The following is a 25,567-nucleotide window of genomic DNA, read 5'->3' on the forward strand; positions in this document are numbered from 1 at the left end:
TCTCCAGAGGTCCCGCCCTTCGTCGTAAGGCCCGTGGTCGGCCTACGGCTCGAACTTGTAACCGAGGCCGCGGACCGTCACCAGGTACCGGGGTGCGCCCGGGTCCGGCTCGATCTTGGCGCGCAGGCGCTTGACGTGGACGTCCAGGGTCTTGGTGTCGCCGACGTAGTCGGCGCCCCAGACCCGGTCGATGAGCTGCATGCGGGTCAGTACGCGGCCTGCGTTGCGCAGCAGCATCTCCAGGAGGTCGAACTCCTTGAGGGGGAGGTCGACCTTGGAGCCGGAGACCGTGACCACATGGCGGTCCACGTCCATGCGGACCGGGCCGGCCTCCAGGGCGGCCGGGGTGACCTCCTCGGGCTCGCCGCGGCGGCGCAGAACGGCCCGGATGCGGGCGACCAGCTCGCGCGAGGAGAACGGCTTGGTGACATAGTCATCGGCTCCTATTTCCAGGCCGACCACCTTGTCGATCTCGCTGTCCTTGGCGGTCACCATGATGACGGGGACGTTGGAGCGGCCGCGCAGCTGACGGCAGACCTCGGTGCCCGGCAGCCCGGGCAGCATCAGGTCGAGGAGGACGAGGTCGGCGCCGTTGCGCTCGAACTCGTCGAGTCCGTCGGGCCCGGTGGTCGCGATGGCGACCTCGAAGCCCTCTTTGCGGAGCATGTAGGACAGGGCGTCGGAGAAGGACTCCTCGTCCTCGACGACGAGCACACGGGTCACGGAAGGACCTCCGGGGCGGGAAGCGGTTCGTACGGGGATGACTGGGGGGTGCTCTGGTCGGCCTCGTCGTCGAGATCGTCCAGGTCGGGGTGTTGGTTCGCGCGGTCGCGGGCAGCCCCCGCCTCCGGCAGCCTCAGGGTGAACGTGGAGCCCTGACCCTCGGAGCTCCACACCGTGACCTCCCCGCCGTGCGAGGCGGCCACGTGCTTGACGATCGCCAACCCCAGGCCCGTGCCACCGGTGGCACGGGAGCGGGCGGGGTCGACGCGGTAGAAGCGCTCGAAGATGCGCTCCTTGTCCTTGTCGGAGATGCCGATGCCCTGATCGGTCACGGCGACCTCGATGTGGTCACCGCCGGGTGCGGTCACCCGGCGGGCGGCTATGCCCACACGGGTGCGGGCGGGCGAGTAGTTGACGGCGTTCTCGACAAGGTTGCCCAGGGCGGCGGCCAGCTGACCCCTGTTGCCCCAGACGTGCAGGTCTGCGGTGCCGCCGGCGGCCATGGTGATCTGCTTGGTGCCGGCCTGGTGGCGGCAGCGGTCGATGGCCTCGGCGACCAGTTCGTCCACGCGGACGGGTTCGGCGTCCTCGAGGGGGTCGTCGTTCTGCACCCGGGACAGGTCGATGAGTTCCTGCACCAGGCTGGTGAGCCGGGTGGCCTCGATCTGCATACGGCCGGCGAAGCGCTCCACCGCCTCCGGGTCGTCCGAGGCGTCCATGACGGCCTCGGAGAGGAGGGAGAGAGCGCCGACGGGCGTCTTCAGCTCGTGGCTCACGTTGGCGACGAAGTCGCGTCGTACCGCCTCGATGCGGCGGGCCTCGGTGAGGTCCTCGACCAGCAGGAGCACCAGCCGGGAGCCGAGCGGGGCCACGCGCGCGGAGACGGCGAGCGCCTCGCCGCCCCGCCCTGTGCCCCGCCGCGGCAGGTCCAGCTCCACCTGTCGTATCTCCCCGTCCCGCCGGGTGTCCCGGGCCATCTGGAGCATCGGTTCCACGGAGAGCCTGCCGCCGCGGACCAGGCCCAGGGCGTACGCCGCGGAGCTGGCCTTGACGACCGCGTCGGCCTCGTCGAGGACGACGGCCGAGGAGCGGAGCACGGAGAGGACGGTGTCCACACCCGGTGGAAGCACCGGGTCCGTATGCAGGGAGGTGCGGGTGGGGCGCTTCTGCTCCCGCTCGCTCCAGCGGAACGCCAGCATGGCGATCACGCCGGTGAGCACCCCGGCGATCGCTGCCGCTGCGGCGACCGCCGCGTTCACGTCCATGCAAACAGGTTAGGCATGGGGTACGACATCCCCACAGCCGTCGAGGTGCGAGCTCGAACACTCGTCGCCCAGAGTTCACCTTGGAGCCAGTGATGGTTCATTTGGGGTGACGGAAACGGACGCGTACGGGCCGGAACGTGGGAGCGTGGGGTGCGAAGCGCCGTTTCTGAACGGCCGTTTTCGGCCGACGGACGGACGGGCCCCTGCCCCGGCAGCCCCGAAGGACACGTAAGAGAGGGATCCCTGATGCGGGACGCGTACCACGAGGAACTGGATTCGATCGGCGACGGTCTGGTGGAGATGGCCCGGCTGGTCGGGTCGGCGATCGGGCGCGCCACGACCGCCATCCTCGACTCCGACCTCAAGCTGGCCGAGAGCGTCATCGAGGGCGACCAGAAGGTCGACGGCCTCCAGCACGACCTGGAGGCCCGGGCCATAGCCCTGCTGGCCCGCCAGCAGCCGGTGGCCACGGATCTCCGTATCGTCGTCACCTCGCTCCGTATGTCGGCCGACCTGGAGCGTTCGGGCGACCTGGCGCAGCATGTCGCGAAGCTCGCTCGCCTCCGTTTCCCGGAGCGCGCGATCCCGCACGACCTGCACGCGACCATCCTGGAGATGGGCCAGCTCGCGCAGCGCCTGATGGCCAAGGCGGCCGAGGTGATCATCACGAAGGACGTCGACCTGGCGCTCCAGCTGGAGCAGGACGACGACGAGATGGACCTGCTGCACCGCACCCTCTTCCAGCACCTGCTGGACGACCGCTGGCAGCACGGCATCGAGACGGCGGTGGACGTCACCCTCCTCGGCCGCTACTACGAGCGGTACGCCGACCACGCGGTGGCCGTCGCCAAGCGCGTGGTGTTCCTGGTGACGGGTGAGCACGCGGACGAGCTGCAGGCCGACGTCCAGCCGGAGATCCAGCCGGTGGGCGGGGGCGACGGGGCGTAAGGCCAGGGGATCCCGGGGGGCGTGAACCTCGACGGCAGGGCGTGTGGACGCCACAGTGCGCCGTTGATGCGCCCAGCACGGCGGGCATGCAATGGGCACAGGCACCAGCCTCTAGGCCTCCAGGAGGACCCATGGCCGAAGCGCCGACCACGCCCGACCCGACGCAGGAGCGCGAGACGGACCAGCCCGCCGAGATCAAGAGCCTCCCGCTCTTCGGCGCGTGCGGCTGCGGCTCGGGCTGCGGCTGCGGGTGCCAGTCGGGCAATCCCTGTCAGTGCGGCTGACCGCTCCGGTTGATTCCGTACGACTCGTACGAAGGTGAAGGGCCCCGGTGACAGCGCCGGGGTCCTTCGTCATGAGTGCCGAGGTCGCCGTGGACTGCGTACGAGCGCAGCATGGAAGCAGGGGAGCGAAGAAGCCGGCGTCGGGAGGATCGGAAGGAGGTGCGATGCCATGGCGCAGTTCATGGACGTACACCACGGGATGAAGGGCATCACAGCCGACCAGCTGTTGCAGGCCCACCAGGCCGACCTCGCCATAGAGAAGGACGAGGGCGTCCACTTCGAAAGGGCCTGGGCGGACCCCGAGTCAGGCACGGTCTACTGCCTCTCGGAGGCCCCCTCGGCGGAGGCGGTCCAGCGCATCCACGAGCGGACGGGTCACAAGGCGGACGAGGTGCATGCGGTGCCGCTGTCGGTGTGACGCGGCTCATCCCGAGGAGGACAGCACCCCCCTCGGGATGCAGCCACTTTCGCTACAGAGCCCGCAGTATCTCTTCCAGGTCCTGCGCGGCGGCGCGGGCACCGGCGACGGCCGACACACCTTGTACGTTGAGGACGACCTCCTCTACGCCGGCCTGGGCGAAGCGCTGCAGGCCGTCACGGATGTCCGAGGGAGTTCCGTACAGGAACAGCCCGGCGTCGATGAGCTTGTCCGCGTCCTCCTTCTCGCCGGTCACCGTGATCCCGGCGTGCCGCAGAGTGTCCTGGTAGTGGTCCACCTGGATATGCATGCCGAACGTGGCGAACGCGGTCTCCCGGGCGTCACGTCCCTCCCGCGCGACCGCGCAGGGGACGATCGCCGTCACCGGGACCGGGTCCCGTCCCGCGTCGGCGCTGCCCTTGCGTACCCGCGGGACGATGACGTCCCGCAGATGGTCCGGTGGGCACAGCCACGTCACCGCGTCGTCGGCGACCCGCCCGGCGAGTTCGGCCATCCTGGGTCGCAGTACGCCGATGCCGACCCGTACCTCCGGTGCCCGCACCGGGACCAGTCTGGCCGTGGTCGAGTAGTGCTCGCCCTCTGTGTGGACCAGTTCGCCGCGGACCAGGCCGCGGACCGTACTGACGTACTCGCTCACGGCAGTCAACGGGCTACGGTACGGCTCGCCGAGGACATTGCGCTGGAACTCCACTCCGCCGGGCCCGTAGGCGGCAAGCACCGGTTGGCCGGTGGCCAGGGCGGTGGATCGCGCTTCCGCCGCCGCCTGGTAAGGGGATCTCAGCGGAGTCAGGTTCACCCCGAAGCCGCTGGGGACACGGATGCCCAACCCCGCGAGCCAGCTGACGAGGTGATGATTGTCGATGGTCTGGGACTGCCCCTGCCAGAGCCGTTCGGCCTGGGTCCAGCGGACCAGGTTGGCGAAGGGGACGGCCTGTTCGGGCCGGGTGACAGCGATGGGCAGAACGATCGAGCAGCGCACGCCGGTTTCCTCCTAGCAGGTCAGAGCGGCGGGAATCCCGTGCGGGAGGCCCGGAGCAGCGAGCATCAGATCGGTGTCGGCTGTGCCGGACCAGCCGAGCATGTAGCCGAGCAGTGAAGAGCGGCCCGCGGCACCGGTGTAGAACCCGCGGCGGCGCGCGAGGGCGATGACCCGGCCCTGGTAGTGGCGGGCCCGGTCGACGAGCCCGGCGTCGCCGGTGAAGGCGGCGGCGGCCAGGAGCGCCTGCACCACACCGCTGGTGCCGTGACAGACCGACAGCTCCACCGGCCCCTCCTCCAGGGCGGTCGCCGCTTGCACCAGCTCGGGAAGCGGCCCCCCGACGAGCCAGTCGGTGCGCCCGGCGGCCCGGCAGATCTCGCCGGCCGCGAGGAGGACTCCGGCGGCCCCCTTGCACCAGCCGATCACCGGAGGCTCGTACTGCTCCAGATGCGCGGTCAGCCAGTCGAAGGCCTCCCGGGAGAGGTGCTCGTCCCCGAGGACACGTCCGGTGCGGGCCTTGGCCCAGTACAGGCCGAGTTCGCCGTGGGCGAGCTCCATCGCCGTCCCGTCGGGTGCCGGGCGGTCGGGGCGGAACGCCAGCCGGCGTACGGCGTCGAGGTGCCGCCGGTGGTGGGGCAGCCCCTGCTCGGCTCGGGACAGCAGCAGCATCAGCACGCCCGCCGGCCCGTTGGCGACATCGGCCTCCAGCTTCTCGCCCCGCTGTTCCAGCTCGTGGACGAGGGCGTCCAGCCAGGCCTCGTCCACGGCGTGGGGCCGCGCCGGCAGGACGGAGGCGAGGCCGGAGAACGCCGACTCCGGGATGTTGGCCAGTGTGTGCGGATAGTCCTGCGCCAGCGCGGCCAGGCCCCGGTCGGCGGCGTCCCGCAGGGGTGCGAACCTCTCGTCGGCGCGCGCCGCAGTGCGGAACAGACGCGGGATGCCCCCCATGTCGTGGAAGGAGATGTAGTTGCCGGGCGTCATGGTCGCCGCGCCGCGATCGGGTCCGATGCTGCCGATCCACCCGGCCTGGCTCCCGTCGGGGCGGTCGACGTGGACGGCGAGGTCCTCGATCACCTCGGCGATGCGGAGGCCCCAGGTGCCGGGGGCCGCCGTCGCGAGTTTCTCCCCCGCGAACACGCCGTGTTCCGACAGGCCCTGCGGGGTGGAGGTCAGGTCACCGAGGCATTCCTCGACGAGGAACTGGTGGTAGCGCTCGTGGCGTTCGCGCGCCATGCGCACCCCGCGGCGCGCGTTGTCGAGGGCGGAGACCTTGAAGAACCCGTCGACGGCGGCGGCGTGGGTGGCGAGCTCCGTCGAGGACCCGCGGGTGAGGAAGTACGGGATGTTGCCGCTGTCCAGAGCGCCGCTCTCGGAACGGCTCAACCAGGCGGCCTGCTCCTCATGGAGTTTCCGGGGGAACCGGTGCAGATGCCCGAACAGCCGGTCGGTCTCGGACTGGGAGCCCAGGTATTTCGGATGGGTGGAGGCGTCCAGATAGCGGGCGTACACCTCCGTGGTGCGCAGTACGCACCGTACGGGCAGGTCCGGGTAGGCGGCCAGCACCTGGTCGGTTCCGCCGCCGCGCAGGAACTCCAGCGCGTCCCGGTACCCGGACATCATGTCCGGGAAATAGTCCGTCACGGCAAGCTCGGTCTCTCCCAGCCTCGGCACGTTGATGCTGTGGCTGTAGCTGAAGCCGTTCCACTCGACCCGGATCGCGTCGGTGGTGCCGTCGACCACTTCCGGCTTGCGCATCTGGGACTGCTGCTCGCCGAGGACGCCCACGCCCGAGACCATGACGTCGATCACCGCGTCCGGATTGACCATCGGGAGCAGCATGGTCGACGTCACGGAGTTCTTCATGTGGTTGATCAGTGTGTTCGACAGGGTGTCGTTGTCGACGCCCGCATCGGCCCTGAGCAGGGTCTCGGTGTCGATCACGCAGGGGTACTCGCCGTGCGCCAGCAGGTTCTCGTCGTGCAGATCGGTGGCCCCGATGGCGCTGAACAGGCAGGTCAGAGCACCGAACCGATAGAAGTAGCGGGCAGGTTGGCCGGCGGAGCCCATCGGCTCGGCACGGGTGAAGCGCTGCCATCCGTGGTCGGTGCGGGACAGCGAGTCCGGCACGCACCGCTCGAGTGAGTGGGCCAGGTGGGCGGAGGCGGCACGATACAGGTCGCGTGCGAAGTCGTCCGCGGTCAGCGGGCGGGGCTTGAACACCAGGTGATGGCCGCCGCTGGTGCTGACGAACATGACGCTGCGGTTGTCGTTGTGCGGGTCGGAGCCGGACGGCTCGACCGCGGTGATCGTCTCGCCGGCCGTGAGGCCGAACGTCTCGGCCAGCGCATGGCGGTCGGCGCGGTACGCGCGGAGCATCTCCCGGTAGGAGTCGAGCATGTTGCGGGTGACGCCGTCCAACCGCCGTTCGAGGACCGGGTACCGGGCCAGGAGCTCCGTGCGCCGGCGCTCGTCGCGCAGCAGTTCGGAGAACGACGTCAGCGCCGTGTCGCTGTCCGCGGTCGGCGGCAGCCCCCGCGTCTGACGGTGCTGGTGGAACTCCCCGATCAGCGTGCGGTACGAGTGTCCCTCGACCGTGCCGACGACGACCTCCCACAGCCGGCGCACCATCGCCTCGTGGTCCTCGGCGGCGACGACGCCCTGGACCTCCGGCGCGAGGGACCGCCGGAACCGGTCCCAGGGGAGGATGTGCGTGTAGAACGGCAGGAACGCCTCGATGGATACGGATGGTTCGGTCATGCTGTCTCGCCTATGAAGGTGGTGGAGTCGGCGTCGGCGTACAGGGCGGCGTACGCGGCCTGGTTCTCCATGAGCTGGTGGTGGGTGCCGTGCTCGATGACGTGACCGTCGCCGAAGACGTAGATGTAGTCGGCCTTCTTGATGGTGGCCAGCCGGTGCGCGATGATCACCTGCGTGGCGCCCGTCTCTTCGATGAGCTTCGACACGCGGCGTTCGTTGATGGTGTCCAGCGATGCCGTCGCCTCGTCCATGACGATGATCCTGGGCTGCTGGAGCAGGACCCGTACGATCGCCAGTCGCTGCCTCTGGCCCCCGGAGAAGTTGGCCCCCATCTCCGACACCAGGGTCTTCAGGCCCATCGGGAGTTCGTCGATGAAGTCGAGGACACCCACGGAGGCGCAGTACTCGCGGACCTTCGCCGGATCGATGTCCTGACCGAGAGTCAGGTTCTCCAGGATGGTGCGGTTGTGCAGATGCACCTCCTGGGGGATGTAGCCGATCTGGCGGCGCAGGAAGTCCGTTTCGTAGTCGCTCATCGGCCGGCCGCCGAAATCGATCCGGCCGCTGGTCGGCTGATGGAGACCGCAGATCAGGCGGCCGAGGGTGGACTTGCCCGATCCCGAGGCGCCGACCAGGGCCACGCGGGCCCCGGCCGGGATCTCGAGTGAGACGTCCCTGACGACCGGTTTGCTGTGCCGGGTGTACCGGAACTCCACCTCGTGCAGGGCGATGGAGGTGTCGTTCAGCGTGCGCACGCTGCCGCCCGGCTGCTCCGGCTCGTGCGCGGTGATGTCGCTGAGCCGCGCCATGTAGCGGGAGGCCTCGGAGAACTCGGTGAACATCTGGAACACCGACGCCGACAGCGAGAAGTAGGTGGCGGAGACGGTCTGCACGGCGATGGCCGAGCCGAGCGACACCATGCCCTGGGAGACGAAGTACAGACTGGCCAGCAGCATCACCAGGGGACCGAACATCTGGGTGGTGGTCCCCAGGCCGGAGATCCAGCCCTGCTGGAGCCGCATGCGGGCCCGCATCGCATCGAGGGAGTCCTGGTACGTCTGCTCCCACTCGTCGGCGAACTGCTCCGCGTAGCCGCCCATCTTGATCGTGGGAATCGACACGATCGCGTCGAGCTGGGTGACCTGGCTCTTGGCGAGCTGGCTGATCTCCGCATCGGTGACCTCCTTCACGCGTACGCGGGTGAGCCACAGATGACAGGCGTTGGCCGCGAACAGGCCTGCGGCGACGAGCCCGATGCGCCACTCGGTGACGAACAGGTATCCGCTGATGCAGATCAGCGTGCCGACGTCGAGGACGCCCTGGGCGATCCGCGAGGACAGCAGGTCGCGTACGGCGTTGACGGTGCTCAGCCGGAACACCAGTTCTCCGGGCTGCCGGGTGGTGAAGAACTTGTACGGCAGCGACAGCAGTCTGCGGAAGGTGTGGCCCATCAGATGGCGGCCCATGACCGCGATCAGCGACGACAGGACCACGACCCGCCCCAGCCACAACAGCAGATACCCGGCTGCTGCCGCCGCCACCGCGCCGACCACGACGGTCAGATCGGTGACGTCCCGCCAGTGGGCCTGCCGGTCCACCGCCCATTTCGTCAGCGCCGGGACGCCGAGCACCGCGAGATAGCCGCTGAGCGACAGCAGGGCCACGAACACCATGCGGGAGCGGGACTGCTCGGCGAACAGCGGAATGCTGCGCCAGTCCTTCGTCGCCGGCAACGACTGCTTGCGGAAGCCGGGGCCCGGCTCCGGGCAGATGACGATGTCGCTGAAGCCGTCCAGGAGGTCAGCACGGCTCAGCCGGCGGCGGCCCACCGCCGGATCCATGATCGTGGCGGTACGGCCGTCGAACTTCTCCAGGACGACGAAGTGGTAGTCCTCCCAGTACAGAATCACGGGGACGGTGAAGGAGGCCAGGGCGTCGATGCCCTTGACCCGGAACGCTTTCGTCTGCATGCCCCGCGAGCGCAGGAAGTCGGCCAGCTGCTTCGCCCCCAGACCGTCCCGCCCCGCCTCCAGATCCTGGCGGACGGAGAAGAAGTCCTCGCTGCGGCCGTGGTAGCGCATGACGGAGACGCAGCAGCACAGGCCGCACTCGGTCTGGGTCACCTGCGTGACGGTCGGTACCCGGTGTCCCATCACAGGCCCGCGATCGTCAGCGACAGCGGGGAGCTGCGCAGGTCCGGGGAGAGCCGGTTCAGCAGGTGCAGCAGGACGCCGGACGTGCCGACCATGACGCTGTTGGTGTGCGCGTACCGGCTGCGTCGGTCGGCCAGCTTCTGCCGGAACACGCCGGGCCGCAGCCACTCGCCCTCGACCTCCGCGACCCGTGCGGTCAGCGCCTGATCCGCACGCGCGGCGGCGATGGTGGTCAGCACGTCGTGGTTGCCGAGGTCGCCGTGACACCACGTCAGGTTGCGTCCGAACCCGTGCCTGAGCGTGTTGGACACCGCACGGTTCAGCCAGTGCTCGGCGCGGTCCTGCCCGGTGTGCTCGGCGCAGGCGGCGAGGGCCAGCGAGATACCGGCCGCGCCGTGGCACCAGCCGGTGGAGAATCGTTCCGGCGTGGCGATGTTGGAGAACCAGTTCTGCTCGGTCGGGTCGTAGAAGGCCTCGAGCCGGTCCAGCAGGGTGCTGATCGCGGTATCGGCCCTGTCCACGACCTCTCCGATGAGGGCGGGGCGCAGCACGCTGAGGGCGTGCAGGACTCCGGCGACACCGTGGGCGAACCCGGACTGCTCGAACCACGCTGCCTGCGGCCGCTCGACCATCCGGCACAGCAGCCCCACCAGCTCCGGCACCGCGGCCTCGGCGTGCGGACCGCCGATGGCGGCGATCATCGCCGCTGTTCCGGCCACGCCACTGATCACGTCGGCCGACGTGTCGCTCTCCGCCAGCTGACCGACCGCCAGGGGAACCGCCTCCTGTGCGGCCTTGGCCCAGCCGGGCTCGTCCAGCAGCAGGCCCGCGGCGTGCAGGGTGAACAGCAGACCGGTCATGCCGGTGTACGCGCCTGCCCCGGTCTGCTGCACGCTGCGCTGCTCGTACCGGCGGCCGGCCAGGATGTCGGCGCTGGTGGAGAAGATCTGCCTGGCCACTTCCGCGTACCGCTCGTCCTGGAACAGCCGCGCGGCGGCCGCGAGAGTGAGCGCGGGTCCGCTGCGCCCTGTGTACAGGTCGTAGCCGAGCACACCGCACGGCCAGGGCCGCTCCGCCGTCGCGGAGGCCAGCGGGCCGATCCAGGTGCGCGGCAGGTGGCCGAACTTGTCCGGCAGGTTCGTCCGGACCAGGTCGTCGGCCAGCGTACGGGCGAGGTCCTCGAGCGCGGTCCGCTCGGTGGTGGCGGCGCCGGTGTCCCAGGTCCTGGCGCTGGTGAGGTGGTTGTCCGGGAAGCGCGCGCAGAAGGTGGAGTACAACAGCGTCAATTGCTGGTCGATGGCGGACCGGTCGAGGCCGGCCGCCTTGGCCAGGGCCCGGTCCAACGGAGTCTGGGCGAGGCGTGCACCGGTGTCGTTGCCGTCCGCGTCCCGCAGCACCGTGCTGGTGACGTCAGCGGTGAAGTAGGGGACGTCGCGCTCGGCCAGCTGCCGCAGTTCGGAGACGATGATGCCCCGGTCCGAGGTCTTCGAAGCGATGGCGATGCGCTTGAGCAGCGCGAGCTGGGTGGCAGGGTCGGCCATGGCTGCGGCCGACGCGGTCATCCGCAGGATCTGCGCGTACAGCGCCGTCGGATTGTGCACGTAGCGGATCCGCAGGTGCGCGGCGCACCGCTTCAGCATCCCGGCCCAGCCGTCCTGGTCGCGCAGGACCGCGTGGGCGACCGCGGTGAAGCCGTCGGCCATCCGCTCGGCGAGGACGTGGATGTCCTCCTCGCCGGCCGCGGGGACGACGGTGTTGCGCGGCTTCGCCTCCTGCGCCGCCAGCACCATCCTGATCCGGTCGGTGAAGGGGTTCTCGAACGTCAGGCCCTTGAAGGGCGCGGTGCCCTGGTTGTCACCGCCGAGGAACCCGAGGTCCACATGGCCGGCGTTCTCGTCCTTCCCGGCGAAGACAAGGGGCAGCACGCCGACGCCGTACAGGGAACGGGCGATGGTCTCGTAGGCGTTGCCGTCCGCTTCCGGCTTGGGACCGGTGTGGACGCGGGCAGGGTGCAGCAGCGTCTCCAGGTCGACCGGCACCGGGCCGCGCCGGGTGGCGATGATGTTCTCGAAGTGCATGTCCCGGGCGTCCAGCAGGTACAGCACGGCCCCGAGTTCACCGCAGGACCTCATGAACCGGGCGGAGACGTCCGAGACGTCCTCGGCCTGGATGTACTCCACGTACCCGTAGCCGCCGCGGTCGAGGGTCCTGGCCGCGGGCAGATCGGTCTGCGCCGTGCGGTTGACGTATCCGACGATCTGCTCATAGGCGGCCTCGCAGGAGATGTCGCGGGGCTTGTAGACGAGCCGGGCACCGGACGCGAAGGTCAGGACGGAGACGCTGCGTCCGTGCGCGTGGCTGTCCCCGTCGGCCTGTCCGATCGAGGTGACGACGTCGTCCCGGGCGATGCCGAAAATATCGGCGATGAGCCCTCGGTCTGCCGCCAGGCGCTCGCACAACTCCCCGAAGGCCGCGGCCGTGTTGCGGATCAGATGGCCGAATGCGGAGCGCAGTGCAGGGAAGTCTGACAGCGTGTCGGACCAGTCACCCCCGACGAAGGAGATATAGCGCTCGTGCGGGGTCTCGCCGGTCAGCCGACCCTCGGTCGATGCCTTGTTGATCGCGGCAACCAGGGAACGGGTACAGGTGTCTTTGAGACGAGTTTCCGCGCGAGTGAGCAGCTGAAGAATAATCTCGTCAGTGTCGTGAAACAATTCCATGTGCCGGGACAGTGGATCCGGATGGCACACGGCTGTGGCGAGAGAACGGATGACCCGCTGGAAAGGGTAGCGCTCGTCCTCCGCCGCCCACTGAACAGCGGCGGATGATATACTACTGACGGGTTCCGGTGTGGGAATGGTGAGATGCGACAGCAGATCGTCATCGAACGCGGAAAGCGGTTCGATCGTCTCCCGTATTTCCGCGCTGTCGAACTCCGGGTAGAAGCTGTGTTGAGAATTCAATTGTTCTATGCTCCGTCGGGCGCGGACACGGAAAATCCATGGTCGGCTGGTGGAGTGGGGATCACTGCACGATCCCCACTCCATCAGCTTTTTAATGCCCCTGGTTCACCGGCTGTGCATCAGCACTGCTTGGTGCACTTGGTGGTGGGGCAGAAGGCGGTGCTGGCAGCAACCGACACCGCGAGGGAGCACGGCACGGTGGTACCACCGTGCGCCTCCTCCTCGCCCAGCTCGATGAGCTCCAGCTCGTCGTAGGCGCCCAGGAAGTCCTGCTTCTCCATGTTTTTCACCTCCTTGAAGAGATCGCTCGGCAGACAACTGGCCTCAGTGAGGGGTCAGTTGCAGTTGGGCTGGCACTCCTTGGTCAGCGTGCACCAACCGCCGTTGTTGCCGAGGCCGTCGCTGAGCGAGAACGTGTTCGTGGTGCAAGCGCCGTAGGCGACACCGTCGAAGTCCTGCTCGGCGATCTCCTCAAGAAGCGAGACGTCACCGTCGAAAGACATAAGTAATTCACCCCCGTTCCGACCAAAAAATGGTCGGACGTCTTGCCTGCAAAAGTGCAGACGTACATCCCCGTTATTCGCACTCGCTGGTCAGGACGGTGCGGTCGTTGCTGGTCAGGCAACGCATTGGAAGTTACATGGCGTTAATGCATCGAGCAACATCAGACATGGTGATCTGGATCACTTGTTTGAGGTACCTCAAATATCGGCACCGCATTAGAAACCACCCTGTGAAGAACCAGTGAAGCCGTACAACAAGAAACAGCTGGGAAAAGAAAAAAGCCGCACCGGGCATGCGGTGCGGCAACATGGGAAGGGAAGATAAAAGCAGTCGCAGACTCATGAGAAGGGGGAGAGCCGACATGTTCGGAAAGAAGTCCAAGGACGCCCAGCAGAAGGCGGACGACGCCCGCCGCAAGGCGGACGAGAAGGCCGCCAAGAAGGCCAGGCGCAAGGCCAAGTACGGGCGGGGATCGGATACCGAGACCGTGGCCGTGGGCATCTCCGGCATTCACGCCGGCTAGCGAGCGGCATGCCGAGGACCCGGTGCACGTGATCACACGGCTGCGAGGCTCGCGCCCCGGCCGGTGGTCACGGCACCGGGCCTGTCGCCCCGGTTACCTCCCTCAGGCGTCTCGGCGCCGCACCGCCCAGTAGCCGACCGCCACGGACGCCACGGTCCACAGGGCCAGCACACCCAGTCCGGTCCAGGCGTTGAGGACGGTGTTGCCGGGGACGTCGCGGTAGAGCACGAGACCGCCCGCCACATCGGGCAGGAACTGCGCGACCCGCTCCACGCCCGGAATGTTGCTCAGGATGGTGGAGACGGTGAAGAACAGCGGCACCAGGATGCCCATCGTGAGCGCCGAGCTCCGCAGCACACTGGCGAGCCCCATGCAGAACAGGCACAGCAGCGTCGTGTAGAGGACCGCTCCGAAGAGCGACCGCAGAACGCCCTCGTCGGTGAGGGACACGCTCAGCCTCGCGCCCATGGTCGCCTGCGTGCCGAAGAAGCCGGCCACCACGGCGACGAGCGAGAACACCAGGGCCGCCGCCCCACCGGTGATCATCTTGGCGCCGTAGAAGACGCCCCGCCGGGGCACCGCCGCCAGCGAGTTGCGGATCGTCCCGGAGGAGTACTCGCTGCTGACGATCAGCACCCCGAAGACGACCAGCGCGATCATGCCGAGCCGCAGCCCGCTGTAGCCGGTGGAGATGGGGTCGAACGTCGAGAGCTCCGACTTGTGCGTGTAGGTCCGACCCACGAAGACGCCGGTGAGCAGGCCGACGGCCACGCTCAGGGCGGCATAGCAGACGAGGCTCCACAGCAGCGGGCGGAGCGTGCGCACCTTGGTCCACTCGAAGGCCACGGCGGACTTGATCCAGGTCATGGTCACCGCACCTCCTGCTGCGTGCGGAACTCGACGGCATCGGCGGTGAACTGCATGAACGCTTCTTCCAAGGAGGCCGACCTGCGGCTGATCTCGTGGACGGTGACCTGCTGCTCGGCCACCAGCTCGCCCAGGGTCTCCACATCGGTACCGAGGACCTCGATGGTTCCGTCGGGTCCGTCGAGGGCCTGGATGCCCCTGGCCGCCAGCACCTCGCGCAGCCTCTCCGGTTGAGGCGTGCGCACCGCGATGCCGGAACGGGAGTTGCGGGAGATGAACTCCTCGACGGAGGAGTCCGCCAGGAGGCGGCCCTTCCCGATCACCACCAGGTGGTCGGCCGTCAGCGCCATCTCGCTCATCAGATGGCTGGAGACGAGGACGGCCCGCCCTTCGGCCGCGAACCTCTTCATCAACTGCCGGATCCACAGCACCCCTTCGGGGTCGAGACCGTTGACCGGCTCGTCCAGCAGGAGCACCTTCGGATCACCGAGGAGGGCCGCTGCCACACCGACCCGCTGGGCCATCCCGAGCGAGAGTCCCTTGGCGCGCCGGTTCGCCGCGGCGGCCATGCCGACGATCTCCAGCACCTCGTCGACCCGCCTGTCGGGCATACGGTTGCTGCGGGCCAGCCCCAGCAGATGGTCGCGTACGGTTCGCCTGCCGTGCAGGGAGCGTGCGTCCAGCAGCGCGCCCACGGTGCGCAGGGGGTCCGCGAGTTCGTCGTAGCCGCTGCCGTCGACGAGCACGCGCCCGGACGTCGGCCGGTCGAGGCCGATCATGGCGCGCATCGTGGTCGACTTCCCCGCGCCGTTCGGTCCGAGGAATCCGGTCACCCGGCCCGGCTCGACACGGAAGGAGAGCGCGTCGACGGCGAGTGTCCTCCCGTAGTACTTGGTGAGTTGTTGCACTTCGATCATGCTTGGCATCCCCGTTTTCAGCCGTGCTTCGGTCAGGAGCCGGCTCGTTGGTACGTGGGTCGGGATTCGGGCCCGGTCGGGCGTCGGTCAGGAGGCGTCGGCGTCCGTCTGTCCACCGGTGCGGGCTGTGGCAGCGATGCGTTCCAGCGCCGCGGCATGGCGGCGGAACGCCTCCCGCCCCTCCGGGCTGAGCCGCACCAGAGTGCGCCGCACACCCACACCCCGCTCCTTGCGGACGTCGACGTATCCCTCGGCGGCCAGCGCGGAGATCTGCTTGGACAGCGCCGAGTCACTGGTCTCCACGGCATCCCGCAGGAATCCGAACTCCGCCCAGGTCACCGGCGCCAGCAGCGCCACGATCGTCAGCCGCGCGGGCACGTGAAGGAACTCGTTGAAGTCGCTGTCCATCACTCCCCGCCCCGCCGCTTGCCCTCGCGCACCCGGTACGCGACCAGCAGGCCCACCGCTGACAGCACGGCGCCGGCGATCGTGTGCGGTACCGGTACGCCGGCTGCCTCCGCTGCGTCCGACAGCACCGTGAACAGGCCCACCAGGGCGGCGCCGGCGGCGGCCGAGAGCAATGCGGCCCGGCTGCCGAGCGGCATACGGACGGGCGCTCGGCGCAGGTACACGACCAACTGGGTCACGAGCAGCGCCACGGCAGGGAACAGCACGGCGCCGCCCCAGGGGTTCGGCAGGTCGAAGGAGGCGAAGGAGATGAACAACACCAGTGCCGAGACCAGAAGCTGGCCGCTGGAGTACCCGTACCGCAGGTACTCACCGCGGGACTGCTCGGTCCGGAACTGCACGTCGTCCAATGCGGCTTGCGCATCCTCAGGCTTCATCAGGCTTCCTGCCTTCCCGCGACCTACCGAACTTTCCTATAGGGAAAGTAGCACGTACTTTCCTCGGGGGAAAGTGACGCCTTGCGGACCACGGCCGGAGAGCTCGGGCTCGCGGCTCGAGTGGCGGCTCATTGGCCCATCTCGGTGAACATGTCGATCAGGCCGCGGGCGGTGTTGGCCTCGGAGTCGATCCCGGGCATCTCTCCTCCTTCGAAGGTGGCGGCTTCGGCGCTGCGGGGGAACATGGCCTGCTCGTACTCGGCGAGCGCGGCCTCGGTGTCGTCGGGGTGCGCGGCTATGGCCTTGGCGAGTTCGGCGCCGTCGAGCATGGCGAGGTTGGCGCCTTCGCCGTTGGGGGCCTGGAGGTGGGCGGCGTCGCCGAGCAGGGTCACGCCCGGCACCCGGTCCCACCGGTGTCCGGTCGGCAGGGCATGGATGGCCCGCAGAACCGGCGCGGTGTCGCTGTCGGTGATCAGCGCGGTGAGCTCCGGTGCCCAGCCCTCGAACTCCGCGGCGATCCGCGCGGTCGCCGCGGCGGCATCGGTGAAGTCGACGTCGGCGAACCAGTCCAGCGCCTTGGACATGTGCACGTAGGCGTGCAGGGTGTCGCCGCTCTCCCGGTGCGCGAAGATCTCCCTGCCCGGCGAGGGCGCGATCAGCATCCCGCCGCCGACCGCCTTCGCGGCGGCGGGGTGCCGGGTGTCCGCCTCGTACAGGTAGGTCTCGACGAACGATGTGCCGGTGTACGTGGGTGTGGCGTCGGAGAGCAACGGCCGGACCCGTGACCATGCGCCGTCCGCGCCGACCAGCAGGCTCGTGACCAGGGTGGTGCCGTCGGCGAAGGTGACCTCATGGCGGCTGTCGCCGAGGGCACGTGTGCCGCTGACCTTGTGCCCCCACCGGACGGTGCCCGCCGGGAGCGAGTCGATCAGCATCTGCCGGAGCTCGCCGCGCATCGCCTCGGGGCGTCCGCCGTTGCCGTCGTCGTCCTTGTCGAAGAGGACGGTCCCGTCCGGGTCGAGGACCCGCATCGCCTCGCGGCCCTCCAGGACGATGGCGCGGAACTCGTCCATCAGACCGGCGGCCTGGAGGGCGAGCTGCCCGTTGTAGTCGTGGATGTCGAGCATCCCGCCCTGCGCGCGGGCCGACGGGGAGGCCTCCGCCTCGTAGACGATGGCCTCGATGCCGTGGACGTGCAGAACGCGGGCGAGCGTGAGACCGCCGAGTCCGGCGCCGATGATCGTGACAGGTGTGTTCATGGTGGCTCCTCAGGGATCTGGCCGTCCGGCGAGCTCCGGGCGGCCCCGTCCCTGGAAGGTGTCAGCCCCCGCCGACGAGCCACCTACATCTGCCCGACAGCCGCCGACGAGTCGCCTACATCCACCCGACAGCGATCGGGGTGGCCCAGAAAATCGAACACATGCTTGAATTCGGTCATGCGACCGTTCCCCGACGACCTCGCCCAGGCGCAGCAGGACTGGAGTGCCACCTACCGCCGGCTCGCCGAGCAGCCCGGCCGCACCGAGCTGCGCCGGCGCCTGCACCGGCTGTCGGCCCAGCTGTACTTCCACCCCTACTGGCAGCACCGGCGCCCAAGTCCCGCAGCCTGGTGGGACCTCCGTGACCTGGGACGATCACCCGGGAACGCCAGTGAGCGGCTCCCTCGATGACGCGCTGGAATGCAGGCCCGCACGTCCCGGATGATCCTGAAGGCATGTCCGGACCGATTCGCGTGATCGTGCACCCACCGTCGCCCACGGGTGGCCGACGCGTGCGCGTGGACGGCGAGATCCTCGGCCTGGCGCACAACGTGGCCGACGTCGCGGAGTTCCTCCGCCGGGCCGGACTGGAGATCGATCCGGCGGACGTGGCGGAGTCGCCGTGGATCGACTGGCGGGGGGTGGGGCCGGAGCGCTGGGGCCCGGAGACGTGATGGCCCCAGCACAGCAGGAAGGCCCCCACCTACGGGAGATCCGCAGGCAGGGGCCTTGACAAGTACGGGTTACTTCTTCTTGCCCTGGTTCTTGACCGCCTCGATGGCCGCCGCGGCCGCCTCCGGGTCGAGGTACTTGCCGCCGGGGGTGACCGGCTTGAAGTCGGCGTCGAGCTCGTAGTACAGCGGGATGCCGGTCGGGATGTTCAGGCCCGCGATGTCCGCGTCCGAGATGCCGTCCAGGTGCTTGACCAGGGCGCGGAGGCTGTTGCCGTGGGCGGCGACAAGGACCGTGCGGCCGGAGAGGAGGTCCGGGACGATGCCGTCGTACCAGTACGGGAGCATGCGGACGACGACGTCCTTCAGGCACTCCGTGCGGGGGCGGAGCTCCGGCGGGATCGACGCGTAGCGCGGGTCGCCCGACTGGGAGAACTCCGTGCCGTCCTCAAGGGGCGGGGGCGGGGTGTCGTACGAGCGGCGCCACAGCATGAACTGCTCCTCGCCGAACTCCGCGAGGGTCTGCGCCTTGTCCTTGCCCTGGAGGGCTCCGTAGTGGCGCTCGTTCAGGCGCCAGCTGCGGTGGACCGGGATCCAGTGGCGGTCCGCGGACTCCAGCGCGAGCTGCGCCGTGCGGATCGCGCGCTTCTGGAGGGACGTGTGGACCACGTCGGGGAGAAGGTCGGCGTCCTTCAGGAGCTCGCCACCGCGGACTGCCTCCTTCTCGCCCTTCTCGTTCAGGTTGACGTCCACCCAGCCGGTGAACAGGTTCTTCGCGTTCCACTCGCTCTCGCCGTGGCGGAGGAGGATCAGCTTGTACGGTGCGTCGGCCATGTCCCAGAGCGTAATCCACGCATTCGGGCCACAGGAGGCCCGCCCAGCAGGCGGACAGTTGACGGCATCTGTTAATTGAGTGGCCCGACCCCTCGACTGGTGCGTAAGTTGTGCCTGCTGTCTGCGCCACTTACGTCCATGGGGGATTCTCGATGTCAGTCGCCAGTCTGAGACGTGCCGCCCGGGAGACCGTCTCCGGGCTGCCCCGCGAGTTCTGGTGGCTGTGGACCAGCACCCTCGTCAACCGGCTCGGCGCCTTCGTCGCCACCTTCATGGCTCTGTACCTGACGATCGACCGCGGGTACTCCGCCTCCTACGCCGGTCTCGTCGCGTCCCTGCACGGGCTCGGCGGGGTCGTCTCCTCGCTCGGGGGCGGTGTCATGACCGACCGGCTCGGGCGGCGGCCCACCCTGCTGATCGCCCAGTCGTCGACCGCCGTCTCCGTCGCGCTCCTCGGGTTCGTGCACGATCCCGTCGCCATCGCCGCTGTCGCGTTCCTGGTGGGCATGGCGTCCAACGCCTCCAGGCCCGCCGTCCAGGCGATGATGGCCGACATCGTGCGGCCCGAGGACCGGGTGCGGGCGTTCTCCCTCAACTACTGGGCCATCAACCTCGGCTTCGCCGTCTCCTCCATGGCCGCCGGGTTCATCGCCGAGTTCAGCTATCTCGCCGGGTTCCTGATCGAGGCCGGGATGACGGCGGTGTGTGCGGTTGTCGTCTTCCTGAAGCTGCCCGAGTCACGGCCGGTCGCCGGAGTCTCCAAGGGGGCGCGGGAGGACGTCGGCCTCGGCACCGTGGTCCGCGACAAGCGGTTCATGGGTGTCGTCGGGCTGTCGTTCCTGGTCGCCCTCGTGTTTCAGCAGGGGTCGGTGGGACTGCCCGTCGCCATGGGGCAGGCCGGGTTCACTCCTGCCGACTACGGCATGGCCATCGCCGTGAACGGCGTACTGATCGTTGCGCTGCAGATCCCTGTCACCCGGTTCATCGAACGCCGGGATCCCGGGCGGCTGCTCGTGGTCTCGTCCCTGCTGGCCGGGTACGGCTTCGGGCTCACCGCCTTCGCCGGGTCGGTCGGCGTCTTCGCGCTCACCGTGTGCGTGTGGACTCTGGGCGAGATGGTCAACGCGCCGACGCAGACGGGGTTGGTTGTGCGGTTGTCGCCCGTGCACGGGCGTGGGCGCTACCAGGGTGTGTACACGCTGTCGTGGTCCCTCGCCGCGCTGGTCGCTCCGCTGATGTCCGGTGTCGTCATAGACCGGTTCGGGGCCGAGTGGTTGTGGGGGGTGTGCGCGGTCGTCGGCACGGTTGCCGCTGTTGGGTACGGCGCCCTTATGCGGCAGCTTCCGCCGGAGGGGGCGGCGGCTACGGTTCCGGCCGCCGCCGGGGCGGAGGTCGCGGCGGGGTGAAGGTGCAGTGCCTGCCGCCCGGGCGGGGTCAGGCTTCGGAGGCGTACGTCACGAAGTCGGCCCAGGCCTGGGGGGCCAAGGCGAGGCGGGGGCCATGGATGTTCTTGGAGTCGCGGATGTGGACGGTGCGGGGGGCTATGGCGATCTCCACGCAGGATTCGCCGTCACCGCTGCTGCTGTAGCTGCTCTTGGACCAGGCCAGCGCGACTTCGACGCAGGAGTCGCCCTCGCTGCTGCTGCTGTAGCTGCTCTTGAACCACGCCAGCTCGGAGGCGTTCCCAGCCGAGGTGTTGCGGATCATGTTTCCCCCAGCAGTTGCTCGATGAAGGCCGTCGACTCACGTGGTGTGAGCGCCTGAGCCCGGATGATGCCATACCGCAGTTCAAGGATACGGAGCTGCTTGGGTTCGGATACCGGGCGGCCGTTGGCCACGGCAGGCGAACGCCCCACGGCTGAGCCGTCCTCGAACTTCAGCACCTCAATACCACCCGCCAGTCCCGCGTGCTCCTCGCGATCCATCGGCATCACTTGAAGCTCGACATTCCTCAACTGCCCTGTCTCCAACAGATGTTCCAGCTGGCGGCGCAGCGCCGCCTTCCCTCCGAGTGGACGTCGCAGCGTCCACTCCTCCAGGACGAAGCTGACCTCGGGCGCCGGGTCCCGCTCGAAGACCGCCTTGCGCGCCACGCGCGCTGCGATGAACCGCTCCACCTCGTCCACGGTGTACGCAGGGCGCCGCATGAGGAGCAGCCCGCGTGCGTACTCCGGCGTCTGCAACAGCCCGTGGACATTCAGGGGGTCGTAGAGCTGAAGCTCGACCGCCTTGGCCTCCATGGCGGCCAAGTCCCGCACCTTCTTCGGATACCGGACCTTCTTCACGTCCTCCCAGGTAGCGGAAATGAGCCCGCCCGCCCCCAGCACCTCGTCGGCCTTGTCCAAATACTCCTGGCGCGGAATCCGCTTTCCCGCCTCGATCTTGTAGACCAGGTCATCGCCGTACCCGACTGCCGCCCCGAACTCGGGCACGCGCATCCCCACCGCCTCCCGCCGCAGCCTCAACTGCCGTCCCACGGTGGCGATGACGGCCACGCCCCACTCGTCGTCCGGGTCCACCTCCCAACCCGGCTCGTCCGCCTCGGTCCTGAGCCGTACCGCCTCGCCGTCCACCGACATCCCGCACCCCTCCGTCGTACGACCGTGCCCGCGACGCCCCTACCCGTACGCACCGTCCCGACAGCTTGGACACGCCTGGACAAGCCTTGGACAGTCGCTCTACGCAACCGCGTCGTCACTGTTCACAGTAGGCAGACGCCGCCACGCTGAGTGATGTGAATCAAGAAACCGCCACCTCTGTCCGCAACTTGAGCGTCCTCCTGTCCCCGACGCGCCGCGGAGCCCGCCTCGCCCGTCTCCTCGCCACCGAGCAACTCCGCTCCTGGGGGCTGCCGTTGGACCCGGCGGTGCACATCGTGGCCGAGCTGGCGGCGAACGCGGCGACACACGGCCGCGTACCGGGACGCGACTTCCGCCTCACGCTCTACGTCGTCGGCGGCACCCTTCGCATCGAGGTCACCGACACGCGCGGTGACCGGCCCCCGTGTGCCCAACTCCCGTCCGGTGACGCCGAGTCCGGCCGGGGGCTCGTACTAGTCGACGCGCTGGCCGACCGTTGGGGCGCCGCACCGGGGCCGTATCCGCGCAAGACCGTCTGGGCCGAAGTCGCCCTCCCGGAACCAGTACCGGCACCGGAACCCGGTCGCCCGTGCTGCGGTGCGACGGGTGCTCTTTTCCAAGGAACTCCACGGTGAAAGAACCCCACCAAGCCCCACCCCTCCCGCCCGCGGCGCGCACTCACCCTCGCGAGTGAACAACGCCAACTCAGCTGGATTTCGGCCCGGTTGCCTGCCCTACGCTCAGCGCGACACAGCACAGCGGCAGACATGCGACGGCCCCCGCCGGGACTGCAATCCCAGTGCGGGGGCCTGACCACCGAGGAAGGTAAGGACTTCCCGATGGACAGCGAAAACCCTAGCGCGCCCGCGCGCGCCCAGTCCCGTATCCCGGGCAAAAACCACCCCCACCGGGACTCCCCGTCCGGCGGCAGCCTCACCCACGACAACGCCCGCCACACCACCCGCTTCACGGTGATCGGCAACCACCTCACCCAGCACGCGGAACTCTCCCTCCTGGCGATCGGCCTGGCGTGCCACATCCAGTCACTGCCGAAGGGGGCCCGCGTCGACATCAAGACCCTCGCCGCCCGCTTCCCCGAAGGCGCCACCCGTATCGCCGCCGCCCTGCGCGAACTCGAAGCCCACGGCTACCTGCGCCGCGAACGCACCCGCGCCCCCAGCGGCCGTATCGTCACCCGCACGGTCTCCTGCAACCAGCCGGGCCATCACCGCCGGGCCGCCGAGGACCACGGATCCACGACCCCGAAGAAGCCCAGGCCACCCCGCAAGAAGGCCCTCCCCACCGTCCCGCAGCCGGTCTGCCCCGCCCCCGCCCTCCTCCAGCAGGCCACCGACCTCCTCTCGGACCTCCGCCGCCAGGACCCCCGCCTGCTGCTCTCCACCTGCGATACGGCCCACCTCGCGCCGGGCGTAGCCGCCTGGCTGGAACGCGACGTCAGCCCCACCGCCGTACGTCACGCGCTGACCGCGGACCTGCCACCCGAACCCCTGCACCGCCCGGCGGCCCTCCTGGCCCACCGCCTCGCAGCCCAGCTGCCACCACCGCCGCCGTTCCGGGCCCCGGCCCCGGCGCCGACCGTCCGGCACCCGCTGCGAAACTGCGACGGCTGCGATCGCGCCTTCCGCTCCCCCACCCCAGGACGTTGCCATGACTGCCGCACTCCCGTGGCCGCCGCCGTCTGAGCCCGACACCGGGAGCACTCAGGCCGACTACGGGCACCGGAAGAGCCCTCGGACGACCCACCGGTGTTCTCCGGTGGGTCGTCCGAGGGCCGACGCATCAGCCGTCCAGTGCGCGGATCGCGAACGCTGATGCTGAGCACAGAGGCTGTCAGGTGGTTGATTTGTACAACAGCATGAGGAAGTAGATGGCCGCGGTGTTGGCGATTGTCTGGAAGTTGTACCGGCCGATCGAGGCGGGCGGCTGCACATTCTGGTTGTTGAGTCGCTGCTGGAAGTTGTCGCCGATCGCCTGCCAGTTGGTTGTCAGGCCGTCGTCTGCCCAGTCGAAGCTGTATCCCCAGTCGTCGTTCCACCCGTTGATGATCCGGTCGGAGATGGCGTTGAACCGGGCGCCCTCGGCGACAGCTTCAACGAACCACAGGAGCGCTCCGGCCCTGTTGCTGTCTGCTTGGTTCGTGTCGGCGAGCACGTTCGCGTTGTCGCGGGCATAGCGGGTGGCGAATATCGGGCTCGTCTTGGAGTTGCCGGAGAAGTTGGTCAGGCCCTGCGCCGTTGTGCCGTCCGGCAACCTGGTCGTGCCGCCATAGTTGCCCGAGAACGGGAGCTGGAGTGCAATCCGCGGGTTCGCCGACGTGGACGGGAGCCAGTTCGCGTCCCGGAGGTCCGCGGTCGCGGTGTAGTGGTAGGTGCTGTCGTTGGGATTGTAGTAGCCCTGCACATACAGGTTGTGGGCGTTCAGGACGAGCCGGGTCAGCAGGTTGGGCCCGTCGAACACGTTGACGAGGAAGTAGTCCTGGGCGTTGGTGTCGGTGGTATACACCGTCCCCGACGAGCCGCTTCCGTAGATCGCCTGCTGCTCGACTCGGCCGCGGACATCTTTGATCATCTGCGCGTAGCCGGACCGGCCTTGGCTGATGTCCCAGGTGACGTCACGCGCGTCATCGATCGCGAAGGCTTTCGCGGCACCGAGGGGGCTGAGCAGGGCCAGGCACAGTGCGAGCAGTACCGCGCCTGCGGTAGCTATGGTCATTCTCCTGCGTCGGCCGCGCAGAGGGCTGCCGACTGCGATCTCAGTACTCATGTGCTTCTCCTGATGTGGGATGGCGCACCGTGCCCGCGTTGTCCTGCGCTTGCCCGGACGTGCGGCAGCACGACTTGGCGTGCAGCGCGGACATGGGCGCCATGTGGGGGCCCGGGTCCTCCCTGTGCCGGGTGGGACCCAGGTGATGCACGGCGGTCGCCTCAGCGTGGGGTGCGAGGCGGACCGGCGGCTTGAGCAGTTCCGCTCAAGGTGGGCATCTGCTCCCTTCCGTCCGGTTGGGCATGCAACCGACTTTCCGGCGGGAGGGGGTTGATCGGCGAGCCGAATCGGGGGGCCAATCAAAATTCCGAGCGCCTCAATCAACCGTTTCATCACCTGTGCGGAGTTGATTGATCACAGTCGGTGGCAGAAATGAGCCGACCGCGGTGGGCTCGTCAAGGAACGGCGTTCTGCGCGCGCTCTGGAGGTACCCCTGGAAAATCCTCCGCCCCACACCATGAACGTCACGGTGCGGGGCGGGGTGCAACGGGGGTGGGGCGGGGTGGGGCGAAAGAAATTACGGCCCGGCACTCAGCGCGCGGAAGCCTAGTTGAAAGTCCCCTCGAACTTGCCGAAGTCGGGGTCGCCCTTGACGTTGGCCACGTCGTTGAGCGGGTCGTCGTCGGGGCCGTCGGCGAGGGCCTGGGCCGCGCCTCCCAGCAGGACTGCCCCGGCGAGCGCGATGGCGGCCAGCACGGCAGATGCACGCATAAGCGTCTCCTTCGGTAGGTGTGTGCTTGCCGGAGGTATGCCGCCCCGCCCCCGTGCCAGAAGCACCGACGCACACACAAGCACCCGAATGCGGCGCACATGGCGCCACCCGTGTGGGCGTAGGAGAAGGCATGACAAAGCCCTCCACCTGCGGTTCTGTGCCGGTGGAGGGCTTGTCGCCGTGGTTGTCGACCGGTGCCGGCGCTGTCAGGTCGCCGGCCGGGCGATCAGAAGCTGGCGCTCAGGCCGACCTGGTGCGGGAGGGCGCCGAGGGTGCCGCCGAGGCTGCCCAGGGCCGTCGCCTTGAGCGAGTCGAGCTCGGCCAGGGCGTCCGCGCTGCTGAGGGTCGTGGAGCCGGCGGTGAGGGAGATCTGCGGGCTCAGGCCGCCGGAGACGCCGTCGAGCTCGGCGTCGGAGATCTCGACGGTCTGAACCTGGGGAGCGGAGTTCATGGGGAAACTGCCCTTCGCATGGATGTGCCAGAGGGGGGAGCGGCCCCGCGGGGGACAGAAGGCGGGGCTCGGTGCGCAGGATCAAACCACGGAGCGTGCCCGGCATCCAG

The 25,567-nt window shown here is 68.9% G+C and carries 28 protein-coding genes; 9 read left to right on the plus strand and 19 right to left on the minus strand.

The window, feature by feature from the left end; genetic code table 11:
- Positions 1 to 42 precede the first annotated feature (42 nt).
- Together EDD92_RS22260 and EDD92_RS22265 are read right to left on the minus strand one after the other, a co-directional pair.
- Complete coding sequence (locus EDD92_RS22260; protein WP_009340348.1) at positions 43 to 723, minus strand: response regulator transcription factor; 681 nt, start codon at positions 721 to 723, stop codon at positions 43 to 45.
- On the minus strand, positions 720 to 1,988 hold the full coding sequence (locus EDD92_RS22265) for a cell wall metabolism sensor histidine kinase WalK (RefSeq protein ID WP_123965957.1): 1,269 nt from the start codon (positions 1,986 to 1,988) through the stop codon (positions 720 to 722). Before EDD92_RS22265 ends, EDD92_RS22260 begins: the two co-directional genes overlap by 4 nt.
- A 246-nt stretch (positions 1,989 to 2,234) precedes the next feature.
- On the opposite strand from EDD92_RS22265, the gene phoU reads away from it, so the two are divergent.
- The 3 genes from phoU (at position 2,235) to EDD92_RS22275 (ending at position 3,638) form a co-directional block, all read left to right on the plus strand.
- Complete coding sequence (gene phoU, locus EDD92_RS22270; RefSeq protein ID WP_123965958.1) at positions 2,235 to 2,936, plus strand: phosphate signaling complex protein PhoU; 702 nt, start codon at positions 2,235 to 2,237, stop codon at positions 2,934 to 2,936.
- A 131-nt stretch (positions 2,937 to 3,067) separates the two neighbouring features.
- Positions 3,068 to 3,220 carry a hypothetical protein gene (locus EDD92_RS49925; RefSeq protein ID WP_185124092.1) on the plus strand — a complete coding sequence of 51 codons (153 nt, stop codon included), beginning with the start codon at positions 3,068 to 3,070 and terminating at the stop codon, positions 3,218 to 3,220.
- 169 nt (positions 3,221 to 3,389) lie between these two features.
- A complete protein-coding gene (locus EDD92_RS22275; protein ID WP_030941423.1) occupies positions 3,390 to 3,638 on the plus strand; it encodes an SCO4226 family nickel-binding protein in 249 nt (82 codons plus the stop codon).
- Between the two features lie 52 nt (positions 3,639 to 3,690).
- Here EDD92_RS22275 and EDD92_RS22280 read toward each other — a convergent pair whose 3' ends face one another.
- The 6 genes from EDD92_RS22280 to EDD92_RS22300 form a co-directional block, all read right to left on the minus strand.
- Positions 3,691 to 4,638 (minus strand): LLM class flavin-dependent oxidoreductase, encoded by a 948-nt coding sequence (locus EDD92_RS22280; RefSeq protein WP_185124093.1) that lies wholly within the window; start codon positions 4,636 to 4,638, stop codon positions 3,691 to 3,693.
- A gap of 12 nt (positions 4,639 to 4,650) precedes the next feature.
- Complete coding sequence (gene lanM, locus EDD92_RS22285) at positions 4,651 to 7,395, minus strand: type 2 lanthipeptide synthetase LanM (RefSeq protein WP_123965959.1); 2,745 nt, start codon at positions 7,393 to 7,395, stop codon at positions 4,651 to 4,653.
- Entirely contained in the window at positions 7,392 to 9,548 is a 2,157-nt protein-coding gene (locus tag EDD92_RS22290; protein WP_123965960.1) for a peptidase domain-containing ABC transporter, read from the minus strand. The genes lanM and EDD92_RS22290 overlap by 4 nt, the downstream gene beginning before the upstream one ends.
- Complete coding sequence (locus tag EDD92_RS22295) at positions 9,548 to 12,268, minus strand: type 2 lanthipeptide synthetase LanM family protein (RefSeq protein ID WP_260326681.1); 2,721 nt, start codon at positions 12,266 to 12,268, stop codon at positions 9,548 to 9,550. The genes EDD92_RS22290 and EDD92_RS22295 overlap by 1 nt, the downstream gene beginning before the upstream one ends.
- Positions 12,269 to 12,630: 362 nt before the next feature.
- Positions 12,631 to 12,792 carry a class II lanthipeptide, LchA2/BrtA2 family gene (locus tag EDD92_RS49930; RefSeq protein WP_185124094.1) on the minus strand — a complete coding sequence of 54 codons (162 nt, stop codon included), beginning with the start codon at positions 12,790 to 12,792 and terminating at the stop codon, positions 12,631 to 12,633.
- Between the two features lie 54 nt (positions 12,793 to 12,846).
- A complete protein-coding gene (locus tag EDD92_RS22300) occupies positions 12,847 to 13,014 on the minus strand; it encodes a plantaricin C family lantibiotic (RefSeq protein ID WP_123965962.1) in 168 nt (55 codons plus the stop codon).
- A gap of 362 nt (positions 13,015 to 13,376) precedes the next feature.
- Between EDD92_RS22300 and EDD92_RS49935 the strand changes: the two genes are divergently transcribed.
- On the plus strand, positions 13,377 to 13,538 hold the full coding sequence (locus tag EDD92_RS49935; RefSeq protein ID WP_185124095.1) for a hypothetical protein: 162 nt from the start codon (positions 13,377 to 13,379) through the stop codon (positions 13,536 to 13,538).
- Positions 13,539 to 13,640: 102 nt separating this feature from the next.
- Here the strand turns inward: EDD92_RS49935 and EDD92_RS22305 are convergent, their stop codons facing one another.
- From EDD92_RS22305 to EDD92_RS22325, 5 genes are all read right to left on the minus strand, one after another.
- Complete coding sequence (locus tag EDD92_RS22305) at positions 13,641 to 14,405, minus strand: ABC transporter permease subunit (protein ID WP_123965963.1); 765 nt, start codon at positions 14,403 to 14,405, stop codon at positions 13,641 to 13,643.
- Positions 14,406 to 14,407: 2 nt separating this feature from the next.
- The gene (locus tag EDD92_RS22310; protein ID WP_123965964.1) at positions 14,408 to 15,322 is read right to left on the minus strand and encodes an ATP-binding cassette domain-containing protein; all 915 of its coding nucleotides are present in this window, start codon (positions 15,320 to 15,322) and stop codon (positions 14,408 to 14,410) included.
- Between the two features lie 87 nt (positions 15,323 to 15,409).
- Positions 15,410 to 15,730, minus strand: coding sequence for a transcriptional regulator (locus tag EDD92_RS22315; protein WP_123965965.1), 321 nt, complete (start codon positions 15,728 to 15,730; stop codon positions 15,410 to 15,412).
- Complete coding sequence (locus EDD92_RS22320) at positions 15,730 to 16,167, minus strand: hypothetical protein (RefSeq protein ID WP_123965966.1); 438 nt, start codon at positions 16,165 to 16,167, stop codon at positions 15,730 to 15,732. The genes EDD92_RS22315 and EDD92_RS22320 overlap by 1 nt, the downstream gene beginning before the upstream one ends.
- A 128-nt stretch (positions 16,168 to 16,295) precedes the next feature.
- Positions 16,296 to 17,426 (minus strand): NAD(P)/FAD-dependent oxidoreductase, encoded by a 1,131-nt coding sequence (locus EDD92_RS22325; protein ID WP_123965967.1) that lies wholly within the window; start codon positions 17,424 to 17,426, stop codon positions 16,296 to 16,298.
- A gap of 177 nt (positions 17,427 to 17,603) precedes the next feature.
- Here EDD92_RS22325 and EDD92_RS22330 point away from each other — a divergent pair, with 177 nt between their 5' ends.
- Together EDD92_RS22330 and EDD92_RS22335 are read left to right on the plus strand one after the other, a co-directional pair.
- On the plus strand, positions 17,604 to 17,837 hold the full coding sequence (locus EDD92_RS22330) for a hypothetical protein (RefSeq protein WP_123965968.1): 234 nt from the start codon (positions 17,604 to 17,606) through the stop codon (positions 17,835 to 17,837).
- A 44-nt stretch (positions 17,838 to 17,881) separates the two neighbouring features.
- Positions 17,882 to 18,100, plus strand: a complete 219-nt coding sequence (locus tag EDD92_RS22335; protein ID WP_123965969.1) for a hypothetical protein — start codon at positions 17,882 to 17,884, stop codon at positions 18,098 to 18,100.
- Positions 18,101 to 18,169: 69 nt separating this feature from the next.
- Here the strand turns inward: EDD92_RS22335 and EDD92_RS22340 are convergent, their stop codons facing one another.
- A complete protein-coding gene (locus tag EDD92_RS22340; protein ID WP_123965970.1) occupies positions 18,170 to 18,931 on the minus strand; it encodes a phosphoglyceromutase in 762 nt (253 codons plus the stop codon).
- A gap of 152 nt (positions 18,932 to 19,083) precedes the next feature.
- On the opposite strand from EDD92_RS22340, the gene EDD92_RS22345 reads away from it, so the two are divergent.
- A complete protein-coding gene (locus tag EDD92_RS22345; RefSeq protein ID WP_123965971.1) occupies positions 19,084 to 20,337 on the plus strand; it encodes an MFS transporter in 1,254 nt (417 codons plus the stop codon).
- Positions 20,338 to 20,365: 28 nt separating this feature from the next.
- Here the strand turns inward: EDD92_RS22345 and EDD92_RS22350 are convergent, their stop codons facing one another.
- On the minus strand, positions 20,366 to 20,638 hold the full coding sequence (locus tag EDD92_RS22350; protein ID WP_123965972.1) for a DUF397 domain-containing protein: 273 nt from the start codon (positions 20,636 to 20,638) through the stop codon (positions 20,366 to 20,368).
- A complete protein-coding gene (locus EDD92_RS22355) occupies positions 20,635 to 21,510 on the minus strand; it encodes a helix-turn-helix transcriptional regulator (protein WP_123965973.1) in 876 nt (291 codons plus the stop codon). The genes EDD92_RS22350 and EDD92_RS22355 overlap by 4 nt, the downstream gene beginning before the upstream one ends.
- Before the next feature lie 155 nt (positions 21,511 to 21,665).
- Between EDD92_RS22355 and EDD92_RS22360 the strand changes: the two genes are divergently transcribed.
- Positions 21,666 to 22,145 carry an ATP-binding protein gene (locus EDD92_RS22360; RefSeq protein ID WP_185124096.1) on the plus strand — a complete coding sequence of 160 codons (480 nt, stop codon included), beginning with the start codon at positions 21,666 to 21,668 and terminating at the stop codon, positions 22,143 to 22,145.
- A 204-nt stretch (positions 22,146 to 22,349) separates the two neighbouring features.
- Positions 22,350 to 23,213, plus strand: coding sequence for a helix-turn-helix domain-containing protein (locus EDD92_RS22365; protein ID WP_123965975.1), 864 nt, complete (start codon positions 22,350 to 22,352; stop codon positions 23,211 to 23,213).
- A gap of 148 nt (positions 23,214 to 23,361) precedes the next feature.
- Here the strand turns inward: EDD92_RS22365 and EDD92_RS22370 are convergent, their stop codons facing one another.
- The 3 genes from EDD92_RS22370 to EDD92_RS22375 form a co-directional block, all read right to left on the minus strand.
- Complete coding sequence (locus EDD92_RS22370; protein WP_181922415.1) at positions 23,362 to 24,294, minus strand: ribosome-inactivating family protein; 933 nt, start codon at positions 24,292 to 24,294, stop codon at positions 23,362 to 23,364.
- Between the two features lie 546 nt (positions 24,295 to 24,840).
- On the minus strand, positions 24,841 to 25,005 hold the full coding sequence (locus EDD92_RS49940; protein WP_185124097.1) for a hypothetical protein: 165 nt from the start codon (positions 25,003 to 25,005) through the stop codon (positions 24,841 to 24,843).
- 227 nt (positions 25,006 to 25,232) lie between these two features.
- The gene (locus EDD92_RS22375; protein ID WP_123965977.1) at positions 25,233 to 25,457 is read right to left on the minus strand and encodes a hypothetical protein; all 225 of its coding nucleotides are present in this window, start codon (positions 25,455 to 25,457) and stop codon (positions 25,233 to 25,235) included.
- Positions 25,458 to 25,567 lie beyond the last annotated feature (110 nt).

The organism is Streptomyces sp. TLI_185 (assembly GCF_003814765.1).
Taxonomy (GTDB): Bacteria; Actinomycetota; Actinomycetes; order Streptomycetales; family Streptomycetaceae; genus Streptomyces.